This window comes from Streptomyces sp. NPDC101234, assembly GCF_044767525.1.
In the GTDB taxonomy this organism is placed as follows: Bacteria; Actinomycetota; Actinomycetes; order Streptomycetales; family Streptomycetaceae; genus Streptomyces; species Streptomyces sasae.
On the sequence record NZ_JBIWOA010000001.1, the window covers coordinates 611,133 to 630,134 of the forward strand.

Consider the following 19,002-nt stretch of genomic DNA (forward strand, 5'->3'; position numbering starts at 1 on the left):
TCCACGACCTCAGCGGTCTCGGTGACCTCCGGGGCGGCGGCCGCGGTCTTGCGGGTGCGGCGGGGCTTGGCCTCGGTGCCTTCGGCCGTGTCGACCGCGGCTTCGGCGGCGGCTGCCGTCTTGCGGGTGCGGCGCGGCTTGGGCTCCTCGGCGGCCTCCGGCTCCACGGCGGCCACCACCGGCGCGGCCGGCTCTGCCACCTTGCGGGTGCGACGGCGGGCCGGTGTCACCGGGGCCTCGACGGCCTCCTGCGGGGCCTCCACGACCTCGGCCACGGGCTCGGCGGCCTTACGGGTACGGCGGCGCGGCTTGGTCTCGACGGCCTCGGCGGTGTTCACCACGGCCTCGGCGGCGGCCGCCGCCTTACGGGTGCGGCGCGGCTTCGGCTCCGTGACCGCTTCGACCGTTTCGACGGCCTCGACGGCTGCCACGGGGGCGGCCTCGGGCGCCTCGACGGCCTTGCGGGTACGGCGACGTGCGGGGGCCTTCGGCGCCTCCTCGGCCTCCGGGGCCTCGGTCACCGGCGTGGTCCCCGCCACCGGTGCGGCCTCGGCCGACCGGCGGGTGCGACGGCGGCGCGGCGTCTCCGGCGCGCCCGGCTCCACGACGGCCTCCACCGTCTCGACGACCGTCTCCGGCGTCACGGCCGCGGGCGTCGCCGTCACCGGGGCGGCGGCCGCCAGCGGCTCCTGCGAAGCCCCGGCACGCGTACGGCGACGGCGGCGGGGGGTCCGGGTGGCCGTGGGCTCCTCGGCGACGGGGGACGCGGACTCGGCGGCCGGCGCCGTGGACGTCGTACCGTTCGCCGGATCCAGGGTCGAACCGCCACGCGTACGACGGCGACGGCGCGGGGTGCGGGCCGGACGCTCGCGCTCCTCGGAGCGGGGGGCCTCGCCCCGGCCGCCCCGGGCACCGCGCCCGCGGCCACCGCGACCGCCGGTCTCGCCCAGGTCCTCCAGCTCCTCCGCTTCGAGCCCGGCGCGGGTGCGCTCCGAGCGCGGCAGGACACCCTTGGTGCCCGCGGGGATCTTGAGGTCCTCGAAGAAGTGCGGGGAGGTGGAGTACGTCTCCACCGGGTCGGGGAACTTGAGGTCCAGCGCCTTGTTGATCAGCTGCCAGCGCGGGATGTCGTCCCAGTCGACGAACGTGATCGCCGTACCCGAAGCGCCCGCGCGGCCGGTGCGGCCGACCCGGTGCAGGTACGTCTTCTCGTCCTCGGGGGACTGGTAGTTGATGACGTGGGTGACGCCCTCGACATCGATACCGCGCGCGGCGACGTCGGTGCAGACGAGGACGTCCACCTTGCCGTTGCGGAACGCGCGCAGCGCCTGCTCGCGGGCGCCCTGGCCCAGGTCGCCGTGGACGGCGCCGGAGGCGAAGCCCCGGCGCTGCAGCTGCTCGGCGATGTCGGCGGCGGTGCGCTTGGTGCGGCAGAAGATCATCGCGAGCCCGCGGCCGTCGGCCTGCAGTATGCGCGCGATCATCTCCGGCTTGTCCATGGAGTGCGCGCGGTAGACGAACTGCGCGATGTTCGCGACGGTCGCGCCCTCGTCGTCCGGCGCGGTGGCGCGGATGTGGGTGGGCTGGCTCATGTACCGGCGCGCGAGGCCGATGACCGCGCCCGGCATGGTGGCCGAGAACAGCATGGTCTGGCGCTTGGCCGGCAGCATGTCGATGATCTTCTCGACGTCGGGCAGGAAGCCCAGGTCGAGCATCTCGTCGGCCTCGTCGAGGACGAGCGACTTGATGTGCTTGAGGTCGAGCTTCTTCTGGCCCGCGAGGTCCAGGAGCCGGCCCGGGGTGCCGACGACAACGTCGACGCCCTTCTTCAGGGCCTCGACCTGCGGCTCGTAGGCACGGCCGCCGTAGATGGCGAGAACGCGTACGTTACGGACCTTGCCGGCCGTCAGCAGGTCGTTGGTGACCTGGGTGCAGAGCTCGCGCGTGGGGACGACGACGAGCGCCTGCGGGGCGTTGGTGAGGGCCTCCGGGGCGGCGCGGCCGGCCTCCACGTCGGCGGGGACGGTCACGCGCTCCAGGAGCGGCAGACCGAAGCCGAGGGTCTTGCCCGTGCCGGTCTTGGCCTGGCCGATGACGTCGGTGCCGGACAGGGCGACCGGGAGCGTCATCTCCTGGATGGGGAAGGGGTTGATGATGCCGACGGCTTCCAGGGCCTCGGCGGTCTCGGGAAGGATTCCGAGTTCACGAAACGTCGTAGTCAGGGTGCTGCCTCTTCTGTGTGTCGCGGCGCGAGGCGAGCGCGGGGGTCTTTGACGGACCGTGCCGGGGACGTCGGCTGCCTTACGGGCGGGCCGTGGGGGGCACGCCGTAGTGCACGGGACCTCTGCCGACGCTCTAGCGCTCGTACCGCTGAGGGTGTGTCCCTCCGGTCGTCGTACGCACAGTGCCGTACGAGCCGGGAGGGCTGTCGGGTCGGAGCCGATCGGGCCACCGACCGGGCATCCTCATACGTGCGGCCTGTCGAGGGACGTCGAAATACGTCGGCGTACCAGCAGGCGCATTACCACCATACCCCGGAATCGCGCACATGTGATGGCCGATTTGGTCACGTCGTGGTAGTCACAGTGGATGACCTGGGGCTTCCCGGGGGCGAAGAGCGGGCTATTGTGCGCTTCATGACGAGCTCTGACAAGCCTGAGAACGCCTCCGCCGCACCGACTGGTGTCGCCGCCCAGGACTGGGCGCAGGCGTCGGCCGAACCGCAGTACCGTGCCGCGGTCGTGGACCTGCTCGGCGCGCTCGCGTACGGCGAGCTCGCGGCGTTCGAGCGCCTCGCGGAGGACGCCAAGCTGGCGCCCTCCCTGGTCGACAAGGCCGAGCTGGCGAAGATGGCGTCGGCCGAGTTCCACCACTTCGAGCGGTTGCGGAACCAGCTGACGGAGATCGGCGAGGACGCCACGCAGGCGATGGAGCCGTTCGTCGCCGCCCTCGACGGCTTCCACCGGCAGACGGCGCCGTCGGACTGGCTGGAGGGCCTGGTCAAGGCGTACGTCGGCGACTCCATCGCCAGCGACTTCTACCGGGAGGTCGCGGCGCGGCTGGACTCCGACACACGCGAACTGGTGCTGGCCGTCCTCGACGACACGGGGCACGCCGAGTTCGCCGTGGAGAAGGTACGGGCCGCGATCGACGCCGACCCTCGCGTGGGGGGCCGACTGGCGCTGTGGGCACGGCGGTTGATGGGGGAGGCGCTGTCGCAGTCCCAGCGGGTGGTCGCCGACCGGGACGCGCTGTCGACCATGCTGGTGGGCGGTGTGGCCGACGGGTTCGATCTCGCCGAGGTGGGGCGGATGTTCTCGCGGATCACCGAGGCCCACACGAAGCGGATGGCTGCGCTCGGGTTGGCGGCGTAGCGCTCTGAGGGGGGCGGGGCTGCGCGGCTGCGGGTGCGTTGTGGCCGGTCGCGCAGTTCCTCCCCCAGCCTTCGGCCGGGGGTACCCCCGGCGCCCCTTGCGGGGCGCTTCAGTTCGGGGCGCTTCAAAAAGTTTTGGGGCGCTCGGAAAGCTACGCCGGGATCGATCGTCGGCGCAGGCGGCGGCCCGTCGGGCGGAGGAGCAGGGACAGGGACGCCGCCGAGACGATCGCCGCTCCCACGAGGCTCACGAAAGCCGTACCGGGGCCCAGCGCGCTGTGGGTGACGAAGTCGCCGAAGAGTGCTCCCGCGGCGCCCGTGGAGAAGACCAGGGGGCGGGCCGGGAGACGGTGCGCCAGGCGGCTGGTCGCGGCCCACGCCAGGGCCAGACCGAGCAGGGCGGATCCAAGGACTTCCAGGAGCATCACGAGGGGGTCCCTCCCACGGCCGGCCCGTGCTTCACGGTCGTAGCCCGTCATACCCGTGACCTGCGGAATGCAATCCTCCTCTGTGGGCGACTTGTGGGCCCGATGTGGAAGCCGGACATGGCGAGGGGGCCCGGCGGACACACGTCCACCGGGCCCCCTCGCGCTGCTGTGGCTAGACCGCGCTGAAACCCACCTTGCGCACCGTCGGCTCACCGAGCTCGATGTACGCCAGGCGCTCCGTCGGGACGAGGACCTTGCGGCCGCGCTCGTCCTCCAGGGACAGCACCTGCGACTTGCCGGCCAGCGCGTCGGCGACGAGGCGCTCGATTTCCTCGGCGTTCAGACCGCTCTCCAGCACGATCTCGCGGGGCGCGTGCTGCACGCCGATCTTGACCTCCACGGCTATGTCCCTCCGACGGTCAGTGAAGTGCGCGACCTTCCGCGCCGTACGCTGCACACATTAGCCCGGTGAGGGGACGTACACGCGGCGCGCCTGCACGCCAGGAGCGAACAGCGAACGGGAATGCCCCGCGCGGACGGCGGCGGAAGCCGGCGGACGGTCGTCAGTGATGGGAGTCGATGCCGTGCAGCGGGAAGCCCGCGATGCCCCGCCACGCCAGTGACGCCAGCAGCTGTACCGCCTGGTCGCGCGGGACGCTGCGGTCGCTGTGCAGCCAGGAGCGCGCCACCACCTGGGCGAGGCCGCCGAGGCCGGAGGCCAGCAGCATCGACTCCGCGCGCGAGAGACCGGTGTCCTCGGCGATGACCTCGCAGATCGCCTCGGCGCACTCGGTGGTGACCTTGTCGACGCGCTCGCGCACCGCGGGCTCGTTGGTCAGGTCGGACTCGAAGACCAGACGGAAGGCGCCGCCGTCGTCCTCGACGTACGCGAAATAGGCGTCCATGGTCGCCCGGACGCGCTGCTTGTTGTCGGTCGTCGACGCGAGCGCGCCGCGCACCGCGTGGATCAGCGCTTCGCAGTGCTGGTCCAGCAGGGCCAGGTACAGGTCGAGCTTGCCCGGGAAGTGCTGGTAGAGCACCGGTTTGCTGACGCCGGCGCGCTCGGCGATGTCGTCCATCGCGGCCGCGTGGTACCCCTGCGCGACAAAAACCTCCTGGGCGGCGCCCAGCAGCTGGTTCCGTCGGGCACGGCGCGGCAGGCGAGTGCCCCGCGGGCGTGCCGCCTCTGTCTGCTCGATGGCTGTCACGCCGCCTCCCAAAGTCGTCCACATGCGGATTGCTCCGCGCGGCCATCGTACTTTTCGGTAACCGTCCTGTGCGCGGTGCGAGCGCAGAATTTCACGTACCGGACGGCGGCGAAAGCCGCACCAGGAAAAGCACCGGGAAATGCGGACAGCACTGATGGACCCGTCGCAGGCCGGTGCCGGTCAGCGGTAGTCGTCCTCGTCGATGGAGACCACACGTGCCTGCTCGATGAGATCGGCCTCGTTCGCGCGGTCCGGGTCCACCCCGGTGAGGGGGTCGTCGTGGGACGGTGCGATGTCCGTGTGCTGCTCGGCTGCGTCGCCCTCCGGGGCCTCGACGTCGATCTCCGGGGCGTCCTCCGCCTTCAGATCGTCGAGCACGTCGGGGTCGGTGGGTTCATAGGCCATGGTCGGGCTCCCTTCCTTCGAACGGCCCTGGCAGAGCAGGGGGCCACAATCGGGTGCCCTGTTTATGAGCGTAGGAGACAGCGAAGGCGGACGCTATGCCATCGTCGGCCGTTCGCCGGGGCCGTCGGTCGTTCGTCGGCCGTTCGCCGGGCTCGGCGGCGGCTCGCCCGGGCCGCCCTGTGACGGCGAACACATGAACCACTGTGTGATCGTCTCGTAACATTGGCCCATGTCTTCGACCGAGCTGCCGTCCGTGCCGCCCGCCAGCGTGCTCCCGAAGGCGGTGGCCGTCAGAGTCGCGGAGGGCGAGCGGCTGCGGTCGGTGGGGCTGCCGGGCGTCACCCTCTCGGTCCGTTCACGCCCGCCCGCGCGCGAGGGCCTGCCGCCCGCGCTGTTCGTCCACGGACTCGGCGGCTCCTCGCAGAACTGGTCGCAGCTGATGGAGCAGCTCGAAGGCGTCGTGGACGGCGAGGCCGTCGACCTGCCGGGCTTCGGTGACTCGCCGCCGCCGGACGACGGCAACTACTCCGTCACCGGGCACGCGCGCGCGGTCATCCGCTACCTGGACGCGTCCGGCCGCGGTCCGGTCCACCTCTTCGGCAACTCCCTGGGCGGCGCGGTCAGCACCCGCATCGCCGCCGTCCGTCCCGACCTGGTCCGTACGCTCACGCTGGTCTCGCCGGCCCTGCCGGAGCTGCGCGTGCAGCGCACGGCCGTGCCGACGGTGATCCTCGGCCTGCCCGGTGTCGCCGGACTCCTCACCCGCACGAACGGCAAGTGGACCGCGGAACAGCGCGTACGGGGCGTGCTGGCGCTCTGCTACGGCGATCCCGGCAGTGTGACTCCGGAGGCGTTCGAGCACGCGGTGGAGGAGCTGGAACGGCGGCTGCGGCTCCCGTACTTCTGGGACGCGATGGCGCGGTCCGCGCGCGGGATCGTCAACGCGTACACGCTGGGCGGCCAGCACGGGCTCTGGCGCCAGGCCGAGCGCGTCCTCGCCCCCACCCTGCTGATCTACGGCGGCCGCGACCAGCTCGTCGGCTACCGCATGGCCCAGAAGGCCGCGCGCAGCTTCCGCGGTTCCCGTCTGCTGTCCATGCCGGACGCCGGGCACGTGGCGATGATGGAGTACCCGGAGGCGGTGGCCGGGGCGTTCCGTGAACTCCTCGCGGAACACGACGTGTTGTCCGGCGGCTCGGCCGCGCCGGGTATGGGGAGCTGAGGGCCGGGTGGGACGCCACAGCGTCCGCGGCCCGGCACCCAAGGGTGATGCCGCGGACATAACGGGCCCGGGTGCAGCCCGGGAAGCCGGCCGGAAGGGGGCGGAGCGCGGGGCTGCCGGAGCGGTGCCACGCCCGGCCGACGGGACGCCCGGCCGGGGAGTGCCGCGTCTGCCCGACGGGACGCCTGCCCAGGGGCTGTCGCGTCTGCCGGACGGTACGCCCGCGCACGGCGTGCCTCGTTTCGCCGACGGGACTCCCGCGCGCGGTGTCCCCCGCCTCCCTGACGGGACTCCCGCGGGCGGTGTTCCCCGGGTTCGGGGCGGTCATCCGCAGCAGCGTGAAGCGGGCGGTGGCTGGGGTGAGTTGGGCGGGCGGGCCGGTGGGGCCGCCGGGGCCGGTGCGGCGATACCGCGGCAGCGGCAGGGCGGGCCCGGTGGGCTTCGGCAGGAATACATCGACGCCTTCGACGAGGATGCCGACGTCTTCTCGCCCCGCCCCGGCATCGGCGCCCAGCGCGCGGAAACGTATCCGCCGGTCTCCGATCCGCAGGTCTCTCCGCTCCCGTCCGGTGTGGACGAGGGCGAAGGCGCGCCGCCCGCCGGGGTGCCCGCGCAGCCCAAGGGCGGCAAGGGCCGGGCCTTCACCGGCGTCGCGGCCGCCGCCGTCACCACCGTGCTCGCGGTGGTCGTCGCCGGGCAGGTCGCCCGCGGCGGCGACAGCGGCGTACGGTCCGAGTCGGCCGCCGGCGGTACCCGGGCCAGTGACAGTGCCGCCTCGCGCGACAACGCCCGTACGACCCCGTCCGTCTCCGCCTCGCCGCGCGTGGCGACACTGTCGTACGAGCAGGCGATGGGCACGAAGTACCCGCTCAGTGCCACGCTGACCGGGTCGGGGAAGTTCAAGACCGTGCCCGGGAGCGCCAAGGCGCCGGGCAAGGGGCGGAAGTACACCTACCGCGTCGACGTGGAGCAGGGCCTGGGGCTGGACGGGCAACTGTTCGCCGAGGCCGTGCAGAAGACGCTGAACGACGACCGCAGCTGGGCCCACGACGGCGCCCGTACCTTCGAGCGCGTGTCCTCCGGCAAGCCCGACTTCGTGATCACGCTCGCCAGCCCCGGCACCACCGCCAAGTGGTGCGCCAAGTCCGGTCTGGACACGACCGAGGACAACGTGTCCTGCGACTCGGCGTCCACCGAACGCGTGATGATCAACGCGTACAGGTGGGCCCAGGGCAGCAAGACCTACGGCGACAAGATCTACGCGTACCGGCAGATGCTGATCAACCACGAGGTCGGCCACCGCCTCGGCTACGGCCATGTGACCTGCGAGAAGGACGGCGAGCTGGCCCCGGTCATGCAGCAGCAGACCAAGTTCCTGGACCACGACGGAATCCACTGTCTGCCCAACTCCTGGCCGTATCCCAAGGGTTGACAGGTGGCGCATACGTCACATTGACATGGGCAGAAAGTTCATACATATTTCTGGGCATGTCGTCCCTCCACGCCTCTTCGCGCGCCGCCATCGAGCTGGCGCTCATCGGCGTGACCGCGCTCTGCGTGGCCGACATCCACTGTCGCTGACGCTCGCCCCAGGGCGTTCGCGTCGCGATCTTCTTCTGCTGCCGTGACTCGGTCATGGCCTTTTTCGACGACCTGACGCCCGGGCAGACGTCTGTTCACTTTCGTCTCACTCCTCGTCAATATGTCTCATATATCGAGACACGCCTTCCGAGAGGTCGTCATTCCGATGCGTCAACCGTCCGCCATAGCGCGCCGCATGGCCGTGGCATCCGTCAGCCTGGTCGTGGCAGCGGGCGCCGCCGCCTGCGGGCCGAAGGACAACGATGCCAACGGCTCCAGTGGCGACTCCGCGCCGCACAAGGGCGGCACTCTCACCGTCCTGAACTCCGACCCCCAGACGGACTTCGACCCGGCCCGTCTGTACACCTCGGGCGGCGGCAACGTGCCCTCCCTGGTCTTCCGGACGCTCACCACCCGCAACCGCGCGAACGGCGCCGCCGGCACCAAGGTCGTCCCCGACCTGGCCACCGACACCGGGCGCCCCAGCAAGAACGCGACCGTGTGGACGTACACGCTGAAGACGGGCCTCAAGTACGAGGACGGGACCGCGATCACGTCCGCCGACATCAAGTACGGCATCGAGCGCTCCTTCGCCCCCGAGCTCTCCGGCGGCGCGCCCTACCTGCGGGACTGGCTGGTCGGCGCCGCCGACTACCAGGGACCGTACAAGGACAAGAAGGGGCTCTCGGCGATCGAGACGCCGGACGACCGCACGATCGTCTTCCACCTGAACAAGCCCGAGGGCGAGTTCCCGTTCCTGGCCACGCAGACGCAGTTCACGCCGGTCCCGCAGGCCAAGGACACGGGCACGAAGTACGAGGAGCACCCGGTCTCGTCCGGCCCCTACAAGGTCGTGAAGAACGAGAACGACGGTGAGCACCTGGTCCTGGAGCGCAACAAGTACTGGTCCGCGGCCGTCGACGACCAGCGCAAGGCGTACCCGGACAAGATCGACGTGCAGTCCGGCCTCGACTCGTCCGTGATCAACCAGCGGCTGTCGGCGTCCCAGGGGACGGACGCGGCCGCCGTGACGACGGACACCAACCTCGGTCCGGCCGAACTCGCCAAGGTGACCGGCGACAAGGAACTGGCCGCGCGCGTCGGCACCGGTCACTTCGGCTACACGAACTACATAGCCTTCAATCCGAAGGTCAAGCCGTTCGACAACCCCAAGGTGCGCGAAGCGATCTCGTACGCCGTCGACCGGTCGTCCGTGATCAACGCGGCGGGCGGCAGCGCCCTCGCCGAGTCCGCGACCACTTTCCTGCCGAACCAGAAGTCCTTCGGCTACACGCCGTACGACCTCTTCCCGGCGGGTGACACCGGCAACGCGGCCAAGGCCAAGGAGCTGCTGAAGGAGGCCGGTCACCCGAACGGGCTCACGGTCACGCTGACCCACGACAACGCCCAGAACTTCAAGACGAGCCCCGAGATCGCGACCGCGATCCAGGACGCCCTCAAGAAGGCCGGCATCACGGTCAAGCTCCAGGGCCTTGAGGACAACAACTACTCCGACACGGTCCACAGCGTGAAGACCGAGCCGGGCTTCTTCCTCGCCGCATGGGGTGCCGACTGGCCCTCCGGCGGTCCCTTCCTCGCCCCGATCTTCGACGGCCGGCAGATCGTCAAGGACGGCGCGAACTTCAACGCTTCCCAGCTCAACGATGCTTCGGTCAATGCCGAGATTGACGCGATCAACAAGTTGACCGATCTTGACGCGGCCGCCAAGCGGTGGGGTGCACTGGACAAGAAGATCGGCGCGCAGGCGCTGACCGTGCCGCTGTTCCACCCCGTCTACAAGCGGCTGGTCGGCAAGGACATCAGGAACGTCGTGATCAGCGACTGGACCGGTGTCCTGGACATCTCCCAGGTCGCGGTGAAGTAGCGCCGTGAGCGAGGCACTTGTCGCCACCCAGGCCCCCGAGGCGTCCGCCTCGGGGGCTTCGGGGGCTCGTCGGTTCTGGCGGCGGCTGCGTACGCAGCGGGCCGCCACCGTCGCGGCGGGGATCGTCGCGCTGCTCGTCCTGGTCGCGCTCGCCGCCCCCCTGCTCACCGCCCTTGAGGGCCAGGACCCGACCACCTACCACCCGTCGCTCATCGACTCCGCGCGCGGCGGCGTGCCGACCGGCTCACTGGGAGGCATCTCCGGCCACCACTGGCTGGGCGTGGAACCGCAGACAGGGCGTGACCTGTTCGCGCGGCTCGTGTACGGCGCCCGGGTCTCCCTGGGCGTCGCGTTCTCGGCGACCGTGATCCAGGTGCTCCTCGGGCTGCTCGTCGGGGTGGCGGCCGCGCTCGGCGGCAGATGGACCGATCAACTGTTGAGCAGGATCACGGACATCTTCGTCGCGCTGCCCCTGATGGTCATGTCACTGGCGCTGCTCGCGATCGTGCCGCAGAGCTTCCCCCGGCCCGTCCTGGTCACCCTCGTCATCGGGTTCATCTCCTGGGGCAGCATCGCGAAGATCGTGCGCGCCCAGACGCTCACCCTGAAGGGGCTCGACTACGTCGCCGCCGCGCGGCTCAGCGGCTGGGGTGCCTGGCGCATCGCCCGCCGCGAACTGCTGCCCGGCCTGGCCGCACCGGTCATCACCTACGCCTCGATCCTCATCCCGGTCAACATCAGCGCCGAGGCGGCCCTGTCCTTCCTCGGTATCGGGGTGAAGCCGCCGACGCCCTCCTGGGGCCAGATGCTCACCGCCGCCGACGTCTGGTACCAGGCGGCCCCGCAGTACCTGCTGCTGCCGGCCGGCGCGCTGTTCGCGACCGTCCTCGCGCTGACCGTCCTCGGCGACGGCGTCCGCACCGCCCTGGACCCGCGCGCCGCCTCCCGGCTCGGCGTCGGCACCGGCCGCAGGCGCGAGGCCGCGACGACGGCGAACGCGACGACGGGGAACGCGACGACGGGGAACGCGACGACGGGGAACGCGACGGCGGCCCCGGCCCCGGCCTCGGCCTCGGCGAAGGAGGATTCCGCGTGAACGGCTTCGGCGGCTTCCTGCTGCGCCGCACCATCGGCACCCTGGCGACCCTGCTCGCCATCTCGGTGATCGTCTACGTCGTCTTCTACGTCACCCCGGGCAACGTCGCCCAGATCACCTGCGGCCCGCGCTGCTCCCCGGAACAGGTGCACCAGGTGGCCCAGCAGCTGCACCTCGACGACCCCCTGTACGTGCGCTACTGGCACTTCCTCCAGGGGCTGGTCGCCGGCCAGGACTACTCCACCGGCACCTCCGTGGAACACTGCTCGGCGCCCTGCCTCGGCCTCTCCTACCAGACCGACCAGCAGGTCCTGAGCATCATCCTGACCAGGCTTCCGGTCAGCCTCTCGCTGGTGTTCGGCGCGATGGTGCTGTGGCTGCTCCTGGGCGTCGGCACGGGCGTGCTCTCCGTCTGGCGGCGCGGCCGGCTCACCGAGCGGGTGCTGACCGGCCTCACGCTGGCGGGCTGGGCCACACCGGTCTTCGTCATCGGCCTGGTCCTGATGATCGTCGTCTGCGGCGAACTGCAACTCCTGCCCTTCCCGCAGTACGTGAAGTTCACCGACGACCCCGAACAGTGGGCGTGGAACCTGCTGCTGCCCTGGCTCTCCCTCGCCCTCATCGAGTCCGCCGCGTTCGCCCGGATGACCCGCTCGTCGATGCTGGAGACGCTGGCGGAGGACCACATCCGCACCTTCCGTGCGTACGGGGTGAGCGAGCGTTCGATCGTCGGGCGGCACGCCCTGCGCGGGGCGCTCGCGCCGGTCATCGCGCTGAACGCCAACAACTTCGGCTCGGCCGTCGGCGGCGCCGTGCTCACCGAGTCGCTGTTCGGACTGCCCGGCCTCGGCCAGGAACTCGTCCACGCCGTCAGCGTGGTCGACCTGCCCGTCGTCGTCGGCATGGTCCTGGTCATCGGCTTCTTCGTGGTCCTCGCCAACGCCATCGCGGACGTGCTGTACGCGGTGGCCGACCGACGGGTGGTACTGACGTGAGTCTCGTCCAAGTCGCCGACCTGACCGTCGAGTTCGGCTCCCTGCGGGCCGTGGACGGGCTCTCCTTCCGACTGGAGCGGGGCGCGGCCCTCGCCCTGGTCGGCGAGTCCGGCTCCGGCAAGTCCACGGTCGCCTCGGCCCTGCTGGGCCTGCATCACGGCACGGGCGCGCGGGTCGGCGGTTCGATCGACGTCGCCGGCATCGACGTACAGGCCGCCTCCGACGCCGAACTGCGGCGGCTGCGCGGCGCGAAGGCGGCCATGGTCTTCCAGGACCCGCTGTCGTCACTCGACCCGTACTACGCGATCGGCGACCAGATCGCCGAGGTCCACCGCGTCCACACGCGCGGGTCACGACGAGCCGCACGCGCGCGTGCGGTGGAGGTCCTGGACCGGGTCGGCATCCCGGACGCCCCGCGCCGGTCCCGGTCCCGGCCGCACGAGTTCAGCGGCGGCATGCGCCAGCGCGCGCTGATCGCCATGGCACTCGCCTGCGAACCCGAGCTGCTGATCGCCGACGAGCCCACCACCGCCCTCGACGTGACCGTCCAGGCCCAGATCCTCGACCTGCTGCACACGCTGCGCGAGGAGACCGGCATGGGCCTGCTGCTCGTCACCCATGACGTGGGCGTCGCCGCCGAGAGCGTCGACCAGGTGCTCGTCATGCGGCACGGACGCGAGGTCGAGCAGGGGCCGGTCGCCGCCGTGCTCGGGGCGCCGGCGCAGCCGTACACCCGCGAACTGCTCTCCGCGGTCCCGCGCGTGGACGCGGCCCGTGCGCCCTCGGCGGCCTCCGACGAGGTCGTCCTGGAGGCGACCGGCCTGCGGCGCGAGTTCGGGCGCGGGAAACAGGCGTTCGCGGCCGTGGACGACGTGTCGCTGACCGTCCGTCGCGGCGAGACCCTCGGCATCGTCGGCGAGAGCGGGAGCGGCAAGACCACGCTCGGCCGGATGCTGGTCGGACTGTTGGAGCCGACGGCAGGGGAGGTCCGTTACGAGGGGCACGCGCGCGTGGGCGTGCGGCCGGCCGTGCAGATGGTCTTCCAGGACCCGGTCTCCTCCCTCAACCCGCGCCGCAGCGTGGGCGAGTCGATAGCCGACCCGCTCCGCGCGCGTGGAGAACGCGACGAGGGGCGTATCCGGGGGCGCGTGATCGAACTGCTGGAGCGCGTGGGGCTCGAAGGGGTGCACTACGACCGTTATCCGCACGAGTTCAGCGGTGGCCAGCGCCAGCGCGTGGGCATCGCGCGGGCGCTCGCGGCCGACCCGCGCGTCATCGTCTGCGACGAGCCCGTCTCGGCGCTGGACGTCACCACCCAGGCCCAGGTCGTCGCCCTGCTCGGCGAACTCCAGCGCGAACTCGGGCTCGCCCTGGTCTTCGTCGCCCACGACCTCGCCGTCGTCCGCCAGGTCAGCGACCGGGTCGCGGTCATGCGGCGTGGGCGGATCGTCGAGACCGGGCCCGCCGACGAGGTGTACGACAACCCCCGGGACCCGTACACCAGGCAGCTCCTGGCCGCCGTACCCGCCCTCGATCCCGAGGCCGCGGCGCGGCGGCGGGCGGCACGGCGGGAACTGGCGTCGGCGTGACGTTCCGCCGCCGTACGGTCGCCTAGCGCGACCGAACGCGACCCGCACGGGAAAGTTACGACCGTTCACCCCTTTTGGTGGCGCGATGGACAACCGTCCGTCGCGCCACCGCCTTGTCCGCATACGTTCGTCCCGCTGCGAGCCGCCAAGCCGACGGCGGCTCCCCATGCGGGAGATCGATCGGGGGTGCACACGTGCGCATCGGACTGCTTACGGAGGGTGGCTATCCGTATGTGAGCGGTGACGCCAGACTCTGGTGCGACCGGCTCGTGCGCGGGCTCGGGCAGCACGAGTTCGACATCTACGCGCTCAGCCGCAGCAGGCGCCAGGAGGACGAAGGCCGGCTGGAACTGCCGCCGCACGTCAGCCGGGTGCGCACGGCTCCCTTGTGGACCGCCGAGGAGGACGGGGTCGCGTACGGGCGGCGCGCACGCCGGCGCTTCGTCGAGGGCTATGGGGAGCTGGCGGGGGTGCTGTGCGCCGGCCCGGCCGTGGACGGCGCAGACGGCCCGGACGGCTCCGGAGCCGAGCCCGGTCACATGGCGGACCGTTTCGGCAGCGCGCTCTACGGGCTCGCCGAACTCGCCCGTGACGAGGGCGGACTGGTCGGCGCACTCCGCTCCGACACCGCCGTACGCACGCTGGAGCGCGCCTGTCGCGCACCCGGCGCACTCGGGACGGCGCGCGAGGCGCGCGTGCCGGACCTCCTCGCGGTGGCCGCACACCTCGAACGCGCCCTGCGCCCGCTCTCCCTCGACTGGTACGGCGACGACGGCCTGGGCGCAGCCGACCTCTGCCACGCCACCGCCGGCGGCACGGCCGCCCTGCCCGGCCTTCTCGCCCGCCACTTCTCCGACGTGCCGCTCCTGGTCACCGAGTACGGCGTGCCACTGCGCTCGCACTACCTCGCCTCCGGCCCGGACACGGCCACCCCGGCCGTACGCGCGCTGCTCGCCGCCTTCCACGGCCGGCTCACCGCCGAGGTCTACGGCCGCGCCGCGATCATCACCCCCGGCAACGCGCACGCCCGCCGCTGGCAGGAGCGCTGCGGCGCCGGCCGCGCCCGTATCCGCACCGTCCACCCCGGCATGGAGGCCTCCCGCTTCACCGAGGTCGGCGAGGCCCCGGACCGCGCCGACCCGGACATGCTCGTGTGGGTCGGCCGGATCGAGCCGTCCAAGGACCTGGTGTCGCTGCTGCACGCCTTCGCGGAGGTCCGCAGGGAGGCCCCCAAGGCGCGGCTGCGGGTCCTGGGTGCCCCGGCCGGGCCGGAGGGCGAGGCCTATCTGGGCCACTGCAAGGCGCTCGCGGCGCAGCTCTTCCCCGACGAGGCCGAGGGCGTGCACGCCGTCGGCGACAACCCGGTCGCCTTCGAGGAGATCGGGGGCCCCGAGGCGCCGACGCTCGCCCACGCCTACGCGTCCGGCGCGGTCGTCGTCCTCTCCAGCGTCGTCGAGGGTTTCCCGGTCGGCCTCGTGGAGGCGATGTTCTGCGGCCGCGCGACCGTCTCCACGGACGTCGGCGCCGTGGTGGAGGCCATCGGCGGCACCGGTCTCGTCGTACCCCCGCGCAATCCGCGGGCGCTCGCGGAGGCGTGCGTCGCCCTGCTGCGCGATCCCGAGCGCCGTGAGCGCCTCGGAGCCGCCGCGCGCGCCCGAGCGCTCGAACTGTTCACCGTCGAGCAGAACATCGCGGCATTTCGCGGCATTTACCTGGAGATCGTCTCGCACTGCCCGGTGCGCCGGGTCGTCCTCTCCGCGACGGGAGAGCCCCTGCCGTTCGCCGTCCCGGCCGAGGCGCACATCCCCGTTCGCTGGACCGGCCCCACGGCCCGCGTCGTCGCGCGCGGCGGACCCGGGTGGGCGTCGGCCGCCGCCACCCGACCCGCCCCGGTACGGCCCACCCCGCTCGCGGCCGCGGAGGGGCCGTTGTGAACGGCGGCGAGGACGGCGCGATGGGCGCCGGTCCGGGGGAGCTGGACCGGCCCGGACAACCCGGCGGGGCGGACGCCTGGGACGCGCGCTCGCAGGAATGGCTCCTGGGCACGGAGGAGGACGCTTCGGGTGATCCCTTCTCCCGAGGCGAGTCGCCGGCCTCCGCCGGGGTCGCTCCGGAGATCCGGGTCGCCGCCGTCAAGGACACCGCCACCGCCGACAGCCGTGGAACCATCCCCCGTCGAGGTGGCGCCGATCCCGTGAAGGCGCTCATGCACCGTCACCGCGCGCTCTGCGAACGGGCCGTCGACCCACTGGAGATCGCGGCCGGTCTCGAAGCGCACGGCGTCACCGACCGGGCCGCCGTCCGCTTCCGGCACCGTGACGTCTTCTCGCTCGCCGAGGAGCTCTATGCCCGCGTGCCCCGCGAAGCCGGCCCGCGCCCGGAACCGGCGCCCGCGCCCCGGGTGCGCGCCGACTGGGTGCTGCTCACGCTCCTTCCGGGCGCTGTCTGCGCAGCGGTCGTGACCGGCGTACGGCTCACCGAGGGCCGCCCCCGTCTCCTGGTGGCGGCTGCCGGCGTGCTCGCCGTCGCCCTGGCCGTACGCCTGACCCTGCGCCGAGGCCCCCTGGCCCAGGCCCGCGCACTCGCCTGGCGCAGCGCCACCGGCACCCGGGTGTGGACCTGCTGGCTCCTCGCCTACGCGCTCTTCGGCAACGGCCTCCTGCGCGCCGTGGCCGACGGCGGCCCCGACGGCCTCCCGACCGGCGCCGCGCACGGCCCTTGGCCGGTGAACGTCGCCCCGGTCCTCGCCCTCACCCTGGCCTGCGCCCCAGCGGCCTGGAGCGCCCATCTCCTCACGGCGGCCGCCCGCCGCAGGCTGGCGGGCAGCCGGGGCCTGGAGGAGTTCACGGCGGCCGTACAGCCGTTGCTGCTCGGCGTGTTCGTCCTCTTCCTGAGCGCCCTCACGGCCCTGCTCGCGCTGTGCGGTGCCGCCCTGGGCGAACCGGCCGGCTACCCGGAGGCCCTCGCCCTCGGCGCCCTCCTGCTGCTCGCCCGCCTCCTCACCGTCCACCACGTCACCCAGGGCCCCACCCAGGCCCTCGCCGCGTCCGCCGTGGCCGAAGCGGCGGCCATGGCCCTCGTCCTGGCCGGCCGACTGCCCGGCTGCGCCTTCCTGGCCGTCCCCGTCGACGCCCTGGTCGACGCGTGGGGCGCGGGCAGCGTCCCGGCCGTCGTCTGCGGCATCACCGCCCTGGCGCTGCTGATCCGGGCGACCCGCACCCTCACCCGGGCCTCGGCCCACGCGCCGACGGGAGACCCGGAGTGAGTCGGGCCACCGAGGCGTCGCGGGGTCCGGCGCGCACCCCCTCGGAGGAGGACCCTCACGACCCCGCCCGGCCCGGCCGAATAGCGCTGCTTCTCACAGCCCACCTGATCCACCGGACACCCCTAGAAGGAGACCGCCAGATGACCACCTCCCGACCCGGACCCGGAGCGTCCGGAACCACCGGAGTCGCCGGAGCGCACACCCCGGGAGCCGCACGATGAGGGTTCTGCTGATCGGAGCCAACGGATACCTCGGCCGCTTCGTCGCCGACCGGCTGCTCGCCGACCCGGCCGTCCAGCTCACCGCGCTCGGCCGCGGCGACGACGCCGACGTCCGCTTCGACCTCGCCACCGGCAGCCCCGGCGCGCTCACCCGCTTCCTCGACGCCGTCCACCCGGGCGTCATCGTGAACTGTGCCGGCGCCACCCGCGGCGGAGCCCGGGAACTCACCCGGCACAACACCGTCGCCGTCGCCACCATCTGCGAGGCACTGCGCCGCAGCGGCTGCGGGGCCCGCCTGGTGCAGATCGGCTGCAGCGCCGAGTACGGCCCGAGCCAGCCCGGCTCCTCCACGGCCGAGGACGCCGTACCGCGCCCCGGCGGCCCGTACGGCGTCAGCAAGCTCGCCGCCACCGAACTCGTCCTCGGCTCCGGCCTGGACGCCGTCGTCCTGCGCGTCTTCTCGCCCGCCGGTCCCGGTACCCCGGCCGGTTCCCCGCTCGGCCGCCTCGCCGAGGCCATGCGCCGCGCCATGCAGTCCGGCGACGGCGAACTCAAGCTCGGCGGCCTCGGCGTCCAGCGCGACTTCGTCGACGTACGCGACGTCGCCCGCGCCGTCCACGCGGCCTCGCTCTCCGCCGCCCAGGGCGTCATCAACATCGGCTCCGGCCGCGCCGTCCGCCTCCGCGACGCCGCCGCCGTCCTCGCCCGTGTCGCCGGGTACGGCGGCGCCCTGCACGAACTCGACGGCCCGCCCGGCCCGCTCCGCAGCCCCATCGGCCACCCCCGCCTCGACTCCGACCACGCGGCCCCGGTCGCGTACCCGTACCCGGACGGCTGCGGAAGCTGGCAGCAGGCCGATGTGCGCTGCGCCCGTGACCGGCTCGGCTGGCGGCCCCGCATCAACCTCGAGGAGTCCCTGGCGGACATCTGGATGGAGGCGGCATGCCGCATCTGACCAGTACCAGGGCGGGTGCCGCGACCACCGGCGTCCGCACCGCCTTCGGCATCCCCGGCTACGCCCACCCCCTCCTCGCCCCCGCACAGTGGGCCGAACTCACCCGCCCCGGCATACCCCTGCACTGGGTCGCCCTCGATGTCGCGGGCGGCCCCGGCAGCCGCCCCGACCCGCACTGCCTGGAGGCGGCCGGCCGGCTCCGCAACGCGGGCGTCCGCGTCCTGGGCCGCCTGGACACCGCCTACGGCGCCCGGCCCCACGGTGACCTGATCACCGACGCCCACCGCTACCACGACTGGTACCGTGTCGACGGCTTCCTGCTGGACCGCTGCCCCACCGACCGCACCACGCTCCCCGGGGTCCGCCGCACCGTCGCCGCGGTGCGCACCGTGGGCGACGAGCCCCACGTGGTCCTCGGCCACGGTACCCACCCCCACCCGGGATACGCCGAGAACGCCGACCAGCTGGTGACCTTCGCGGGCCCCTGGAGCGACTACCGCTGGTCCCAGGTGGCCGAGTGGACCGCCGACTACCCGCCCGACCGCTTCTGCCACTTCGTGCACAGCGTGCCCCGCGGCCACCTCGACGAGGCGCTGCGGATCGCACGCTGGCAGGGCGCGGCCACGATCTACTTCACCGACCGCACGGACCGCGGCGGTCGCGTCGACCCCTGGGAGACGATGCCCGGCTACTGGGACGACATCGTCTCGCGGGTCGGGACGGGTGTCTCGGAATGAAGATGGCCGTGGCAGTGTTACAGGGAGAACAACTGTAGTGA

At 72.6% G+C, this 19,002-nt stretch carries 17 protein-coding genes; 12 read left to right on the plus strand and 5 right to left on the minus strand.

Going from position 1 to position 19,002, the window contains the following annotated elements; translation table 11 throughout:
- Positions 1-2,129 (minus strand): DEAD/DEAH box helicase (locus tag ACIRR9_RS02875; RefSeq protein ID WP_403746892.1); only part of this gene is annotated, 2,129 nt, incomplete at its 3' end.
- Between the two features lie 498 nt (positions 2,130-2,627).
- Here ACIRR9_RS02875 and ACIRR9_RS02880 point away from each other — a divergent pair.
- Positions 2,628-3,374, plus strand: coding sequence for a ferritin-like fold-containing protein (locus ACIRR9_RS02880; protein ID WP_403746894.1), 747 nt, complete (start codon positions 2,628-2,630; stop codon positions 3,372-3,374).
- Positions 3,375-3,525: 151 nt separating this feature from the next.
- On the opposite strand, the gene ACIRR9_RS02885 is transcribed toward ACIRR9_RS02880, so the two are convergent.
- The 4 genes from ACIRR9_RS02885 to ACIRR9_RS02900 form a co-directional block, all read right to left on the minus strand.
- Entirely contained in the window at positions 3,526-3,798 is a 273-nt protein-coding gene (locus tag ACIRR9_RS02885; protein WP_384568180.1) for a hypothetical protein, read from the minus strand.
- Between the two features lie 175 nt (positions 3,799-3,973).
- Complete coding sequence (locus ACIRR9_RS02890; protein WP_365348881.1) at positions 3,974-4,201, minus strand: DUF3107 domain-containing protein; 228 nt, start codon at positions 4,199-4,201, stop codon at positions 3,974-3,976.
- 163 nt (positions 4,202-4,364) lie between these two features.
- On the minus strand, positions 4,365-5,009 hold the full coding sequence (locus tag ACIRR9_RS02895) for a TetR/AcrR family transcriptional regulator (RefSeq protein WP_365348883.1): 645 nt from the start codon (positions 5,007-5,009) through the stop codon (positions 4,365-4,367).
- A gap of 180 nt (positions 5,010-5,189) precedes the next feature.
- Positions 5,190-5,414: a hypothetical protein gene (locus ACIRR9_RS02900; protein WP_365348885.1), complete on the minus strand. Its 225-nt coding sequence runs from the start codon at positions 5,412-5,414 to the stop codon at positions 5,190-5,192.
- A gap of 229 nt (positions 5,415-5,643) precedes the next feature.
- Between ACIRR9_RS02900 and ACIRR9_RS02905 the strand changes: the two genes are divergently transcribed.
- From ACIRR9_RS02905 to ACIRR9_RS02955, 11 genes are all read left to right on the plus strand, one after another.
- Positions 5,644-6,636 (plus strand): alpha/beta fold hydrolase, encoded by a 993-nt coding sequence (locus ACIRR9_RS02905; protein ID WP_403746897.1) that lies wholly within the window; start codon positions 5,644-5,646, stop codon positions 6,634-6,636.
- Positions 6,637-6,643: 7 nt separating this feature from the next.
- Positions 6,644-8,068: a DUF3152 domain-containing protein gene (locus tag ACIRR9_RS02910; protein ID WP_403746899.1), complete on the plus strand. Its 1,425-nt coding sequence runs from the start codon at positions 6,644-6,646 to the stop codon at positions 8,066-8,068.
- A gap of 56 nt (positions 8,069-8,124) precedes the next feature.
- The gene (locus tag ACIRR9_RS02915) at positions 8,125-8,217 is read left to right on the plus strand and encodes an Ms4533A family Cys-rich leader peptide (protein WP_311737210.1); all 93 of its coding nucleotides are present in this window, start codon (positions 8,125-8,127) and stop codon (positions 8,215-8,217) included.
- Between the two features lie 166 nt (positions 8,218-8,383).
- Positions 8,384-10,102: an ABC transporter substrate-binding protein gene (locus tag ACIRR9_RS02920; RefSeq protein WP_403746901.1), complete on the plus strand. Its 1,719-nt coding sequence runs from the start codon at positions 8,384-8,386 to the stop codon at positions 10,100-10,102.
- Between the two features lie 4 nt (positions 10,103-10,106).
- Positions 10,107-11,198, plus strand: a complete 1,092-nt coding sequence (locus ACIRR9_RS02925; RefSeq protein ID WP_403746903.1) for an ABC transporter permease — start codon at positions 10,107-10,109, stop codon at positions 11,196-11,198.
- Entirely contained in the window at positions 11,195-12,193 is a 999-nt protein-coding gene (locus ACIRR9_RS02930) for an ABC transporter permease (RefSeq protein WP_403746905.1), read from the plus strand. Before ACIRR9_RS02925 ends, ACIRR9_RS02930 begins: the two co-directional genes overlap by 4 nt.
- The gene (locus ACIRR9_RS02935; RefSeq protein WP_403746907.1) at positions 12,190-13,782 is read left to right on the plus strand and encodes a dipeptide ABC transporter ATP-binding protein; all 1,593 of its coding nucleotides are present in this window, start codon (positions 12,190-12,192) and stop codon (positions 13,780-13,782) included. The genes ACIRR9_RS02930 and ACIRR9_RS02935 overlap by 4 nt, the downstream gene beginning before the upstream one ends.
- 194 nt (positions 13,783-13,976) lie before the next feature.
- Positions 13,977-15,716 carry a DUF3492 domain-containing protein gene (locus tag ACIRR9_RS02940; protein WP_403746909.1) on the plus strand — a complete coding sequence of 580 codons (1,740 nt, stop codon included), beginning with the start codon at positions 13,977-13,979 and terminating at the stop codon, positions 15,714-15,716.
- A gap of 20 nt (positions 15,717-15,736) precedes the next feature.
- Positions 15,737-17,047, plus strand: a complete 1,311-nt coding sequence (locus ACIRR9_RS02945; RefSeq protein ID WP_403747043.1) for a hypothetical protein — start codon at positions 15,737-15,739, stop codon at positions 17,045-17,047.
- A 217-nt stretch (positions 17,048-17,264) separates the two neighbouring features.
- Positions 17,265-18,224, plus strand: a complete 960-nt coding sequence (locus tag ACIRR9_RS02950; protein WP_123974304.1) for an NAD(P)-dependent oxidoreductase — start codon at positions 17,265-17,267, stop codon at positions 18,222-18,224.
- A complete protein-coding gene (locus ACIRR9_RS02955; protein ID WP_403746911.1) occupies positions 18,212-18,961 on the plus strand; it encodes a spherulation-specific family 4 protein in 750 nt (249 codons plus the stop codon). The genes ACIRR9_RS02950 and ACIRR9_RS02955 overlap by 13 nt, the downstream gene beginning before the upstream one ends.
- Positions 18,962-19,002 lie beyond the last annotated feature (41 nt).

Bases quoted from the DNA above. Each gene is read 5' to 3' on its own strand.
- ACIRR9_RS02945 (WP_403747043.1), top strand. From the start codon at position 15,737: ATGGGCGCCGGTCCGGGGGAGCTGGACCGGCCCGGACAACCCGGCGGG.
- ACIRR9_RS02900 (WP_365348885.1), bottom strand. From the start codon at position 5,414: ATGGCCTATGAACCCACCGACCCCGACGTGCTCGACGATCTGAAGGCG.
- ACIRR9_RS02950 (WP_123974304.1), top strand. From the start codon at position 17,265: ATGAGGGTTCTGCTGATCGGAGCCAACGGATACCTCGGCCGCTTCGTC.
- ACIRR9_RS02885 (WP_384568180.1), bottom strand. From the start codon at position 3,798: ATGCTCCTGGAAGTCCTTGGATCCGCCCTGCTCGGTCTGGCCCTGGCG.
- ACIRR9_RS02955 (WP_403746911.1), top strand. From the start codon at position 18,212: ATGCCGCATCTGACCAGTACCAGGGCGGGTGCCGCGACCACCGGCGTC.
- ACIRR9_RS02905 (WP_403746897.1), top strand. From the start codon at position 5,644: ATGTCTTCGACCGAGCTGCCGTCCGTGCCGCCCGCCAGCGTGCTCCCG.
- ACIRR9_RS02915 (WP_311737210.1), top strand. From the start codon at position 8,125: ATGTCGTCCCTCCACGCCTCTTCGCGCGCCGCCATCGAGCTGGCGCTC.
- ACIRR9_RS02920 (WP_403746901.1), top strand. From the start codon at position 8,384: ATGCGTCAACCGTCCGCCATAGCGCGCCGCATGGCCGTGGCATCCGTC.